Below are 3,724 nucleotides of genomic sequence, written 5' to 3' on the forward strand. Positions count from 1 at the left end.
GCCGCATGGCCCGATGGCCACCCCAATCCCCGCCAAAGCGGTCCTCGAATTTACACCTCGTCCGCGGACGCTACCGGCTGAAGGCATGGCCGCTTCACCTTGCAATGCAGGTGGAAGCCCACGGCTCTCCCAGTCATCAGCACCTGTAGCGTTTCACTGATGATGCCCACAATGATGAGCATTCGCTAACAGCGCAACATAAACTAGATTATCCTTCTGCAGAGAGAAGACGTTCTGTCCGCTGTCGTACAGTTCTGTCTTATTATGATAAGATAAAAATAGCGCTTATTTGCCTCACCATGGCTTTAGAAGGAGCGGATTGGCCCTGAGGTCGTCGTGACATTTATTGCCACAGAGCTTTGTCCGCTAGCGGACAGAACAAATTGGTCGCACCCGTGATTTTGTTCAGAGGGCGGGGCAGTGATCAGTGAGAGGACAATGGCCCGCTACTACTTCGACATCCACGAGGGACGATCGTTCATCCGGGACAGTGAGGGCACCGATTGCGCAGGCGTCGATGCCCTCCGAGTTGAGGCCATGAATGTGCTGCCCACGATCGCGAAGGACGTGATCCCGACCGATGGAGACAGGCAAGCCTTCACGGTCTCGGTTCGCGACGAGAACAACGTTACGGTCTACACGGCAACGCTGACGTTCGCCGGGCTGTGGATGGGCGATGTGCCAATCCCCGAGCCCGAGCCGTTAGTCTGAAGCTTCAGTCTTAGTGCGCCCTGGACATGGCCTCGCACCCAGCTGCTTGAGCCATGAAGAGGCTCATGACGACTACTCCGTCGTCGTCTCTCACGGTCAGGATCCAATCCTGAAGATCTTCATCAAGGGCATTGCCTTCTGCCAACACCCGCGTCGCCACCTCCCGCATGCGAGTGCGGATCTCATCCTGTTCGATATCGAGCATGATGGACTCGATCAGCATGGCTCTTTGCTCTTCCCTACGTACCGCGGCCCAGGTCAGCGGTTTCTCGCCGCCGCGAGATCTAGGACAGGAACGTGCCGAAGCCAGGCTGTGTCGCATGCCCTAGAAGCTGCCGCTCAATGGGTCTGGCGCGTCTTTGCCGTGTTCAGCCTCGTCGGGCTGACTTCTCCTCTCGTTGAAAGGACTTCGATATGGGAGACGACACGCTTTAACTCGGTCCTGCCGTCTGAAGAGACGCCTGGATCGCGAGCCATGCCGCCGGTTGTCATCTAAAGGTCCTTTAGGGCCTGAAGGTAGCCCGTCTCATATTCCGTCATCGCGAACTTCCTATGTTGGCTGTGGTGGAAAAGCCGCAGTGAACTATATGTGAAGGCGCAGTGCACGCCGCCGTTACTGTATGTAAATGCACAGAGTGTGACCCCCCCCGATACTAGGTCAATCGCAGGCTGGTAGTCCCAGGCGTCGGCGACTGAGGGTTCATCTTGCTCTCGCCTCTCTTTGGCGGAGCAGCACGTGCCTCGTTTCCACTTCAACGTTTATGACGGCTACAGCGCACCAGATCCTGACGGAACTGAGCTGGCGGATATCAAAGCCGCGCGGGAAGAAGCCATTGTTCTCGCCGGCAGCCTGTTACGCGACGAGGGTCGCAAGCTGCGCCCAGGTGAGGACTGGCGGATGGAAGTAACCGACGAGGCAGGCGCTCTCTTGTGTCATCTCGACTTCGCCGTGACCGAAGCATCCGCCATGGCGAAGACAGGCAAGTAGCTAGCATCGTCGCGCAGCTACTCGGGTGGATCGATAGCGGGGAAGTGGTCAACGAACCGCATATCCTCCCACAAGTCGACGCCATGGCCGTCAACAAGTGCTCTGGCCTTCTCACATGCATCCGCGTCGTCTGCAGCCGCAATCCGAACAGTTGATACGACCATCCCTCGCTGATCAACCAGGGTCGCGCGATACCCGCGCTCCCCGTGTTCAGGTGATGCGCTCACACCGAGCGCCCCTCTGACTTCTGCCTTCCAGAATTTCATGGCCGGGCGTCATAGCGACGCTATGATTTCGCAAAATGCGCTCTTTGTCGCTGGCGAATAAGGGTGAGAGCAGGTGCGAGCCCCGCCGCCCGATCTGATCACGGACTGGCGGGGCACGTCGTGGGCAGCACGACGGAGCCGATACGCAACTTGGCTCGCGCTTAGGATGAGGCTGAGGGCATACGAAGAGGTATCCTACTTAGGCGTCGGAGTTCTCAGAATGGGTTCTCGACACCGGCTTCGCCGCCATCGCCTCTGCGATCGTCGCTCGACGGTCCACGCGATACCGCCGTCCGTTCAGGCGCTCGATGTGAATGTCCATGACGCTCAGGATCAGGTCGGGCCCGTGGTCGTCATCCCACCACCACATCGGGTTTTTCTTCGGGCCCTTCAGCAGGTCGACCGCCTCGCGCAGGACCAGCCGCAATCGGAAGTACCCGTCGGCCTGCTCCTGGATCAGCTCGCGGATGCGCTCGCATGAGGCGACCCACTAGCTGGGCCCGGGCTGACCCTTGAAAGTCCGCGGCGCATAATCGTTCGTGGTGATCTCGCGTCAGGGCGGGGTGTTGGTCATTATCGTTTATCTGGGCCGCAGGGTGATCTCCAACGGATGGTATACTTGGCTCGGATCCGCTCTCGACCCTGCACAGACTGTCGCAAAGTCCGCTTCGCGGTAATTTGATGGACAATAACCTGCGGCTGAGTTGGGTAACGTGTAACGGACCGCTTCAGAGCGGCGACCTTATCAAACCAGACGTGGCTGTCGCTTCTAGGGCGTGTCATCGCTTGAGCCAATCGAGTGCGGCTGCGTGGGAGAGGACGCCCATGAAGCTGGCGGCGGTCTTCTCGTAGCGGGTGGCGATGGCGCGCCATTCCTTGAGCCTGACCCAGAGCCGCTCGACTTGGTTGCGGTTGTTGTAGATCCAGTTCGGGCAGGCGACGGGCAACTCGTGGCGCTGGGGCGGGATCGCAGGCCGAGCGCCCATGTCCCAGATGTGCTCGCGAAAGGCGTGGCTGGTGTAGCCGCGGTCCCCAACGACCCATTTGGGCACCCCCGGCAGTTGGTCGAGCAGGGGAACCGCGTGAGGTAGTTCATGAGCCTGACCGGGCGCCAGCCGGAAGGCGATGGCGCGGCCCTGCCCGTCGGCGATCACGCAAGCCTTGGTGCCATAGCCGCCACGCGAGCGGCCAAGAGCTTCACGAGCGTCTCGCTCGGCCGCAGATCCCCCCTTTTGGCGGCCCCCGCCGCCTTTTGGTGCGCTCGCACGTTCGTGCCGTCGAGGAACACCATGCCGAGTTGGACGCCGCGTTCCTGCACGAGCTGAAGCAGCCGCTCCCAGACGCCGGCACGGGACCAGCGGATGAAGATCTGGGCGGCCCGCCACCACGGACCGAGATCCTCCGGGATGGCCCGCCATTTGGCCCCGTTCTGATGCCGCCAGAGGATGGCCGAGAGCGTGCGTTGAAGATCCTGCGGCGGCGTCTTAGCCTTGGGCCGGCAGGCCTCGACCAGAGGCTCCAATTCAGCCCATTGCGCGTCGCTCAGCATCGTCCCTCCTGCCTCAGAGAGATGAAAACGCAAGCCCAGCCAATCCGTTCAGGCGACAACAGGCCCTAATCGAGGCGCCCAATTAGTGATTGGTTTACGAACAAATTTCACGCGCCGTGATGAATCAGCCTGCATAAGGTCGTGTCCGTCAATGAGGTGGAAATTCGGGGTGGAGTTGGAGCGGCCATCGGTCAGGCGGCCTGAGGTGGA

The 3,724-nt window shown here is 60.4% G+C and carries 5 protein-coding genes; 2 read left to right on the plus strand and 3 right to left on the minus strand.

The features are described 5' to 3' along the window. Positions 1–438 precede the first annotated feature (438 nt). The gene (locus K2Y56_RS22550) at positions 439–711 is read left to right on the plus strand and encodes a hypothetical protein (protein ID WP_292513104.1); all 273 of its coding nucleotides are present in this window, start codon (positions 439–441) and stop codon (positions 709–711) included. A 10-nt stretch (positions 712–721) separates the two neighbouring features. On the opposite strand, the gene K2Y56_RS22555 is transcribed toward K2Y56_RS22550, so the two are convergent. Then, positions 722–934, minus strand: a complete 213-nt coding sequence (locus tag K2Y56_RS22555) for a hypothetical protein (RefSeq protein ID WP_292513107.1) — start codon at positions 932–934, stop codon at positions 722–724. A gap of 513 nt (positions 935–1,447) precedes the next feature. Here K2Y56_RS22555 and K2Y56_RS22560 point away from each other — a divergent pair. Further along, a complete protein-coding gene (locus K2Y56_RS22560) occupies positions 1,448–1,699 on the plus strand; it encodes a hypothetical protein (protein ID WP_292513110.1) in 252 nt (83 codons plus the stop codon). 465 nt (positions 1,700–2,164) lie between these two features. On the opposite strand, the gene K2Y56_RS22565 is transcribed toward K2Y56_RS22560, so the two are convergent. Continuing rightward, positions 2,165–2,392 (minus strand): hypothetical protein, encoded by a 228-nt coding sequence (locus tag K2Y56_RS22565; protein WP_292513113.1) that lies wholly within the window; start codon positions 2,390–2,392, stop codon positions 2,165–2,167. A gap of 352 nt (positions 2,393–2,744) precedes the next feature. After that, a protein-coding gene (locus K2Y56_RS22570) for an IS5 family transposase (RefSeq protein WP_292513116.1) occupies positions 2,745–3,514 on the minus strand; the annotation gives its coding sequence in 2 pieces (ribosomal slippage) (positions 2,745–3,199 and positions 3,199–3,514; 771 coding nt in all). Positions 3,515–3,724: the final 210 nt, after the last annotated feature.

Source organism: Methylobacterium sp., from assembly GCF_019745455.1.
In the GTDB taxonomy this organism is placed as follows: domain Bacteria; phylum Pseudomonadota; class Alphaproteobacteria; order Rhizobiales; family Beijerinckiaceae; genus Methylobacterium.

Coding starts and splice junctions, on each gene's coding strand:
- K2Y56_RS22555 (WP_292513107.1), bottom strand. CDS start 934: ATGCTGATCGAGTCCATCATGCTCGATATCGAACAGGATGAGATCCGC.
- K2Y56_RS22550 (WP_292513104.1), top strand. CDS start 439: ATGGCCCGCTACTACTTCGACATCCACGAGGGACGATCGTTCATCCGG.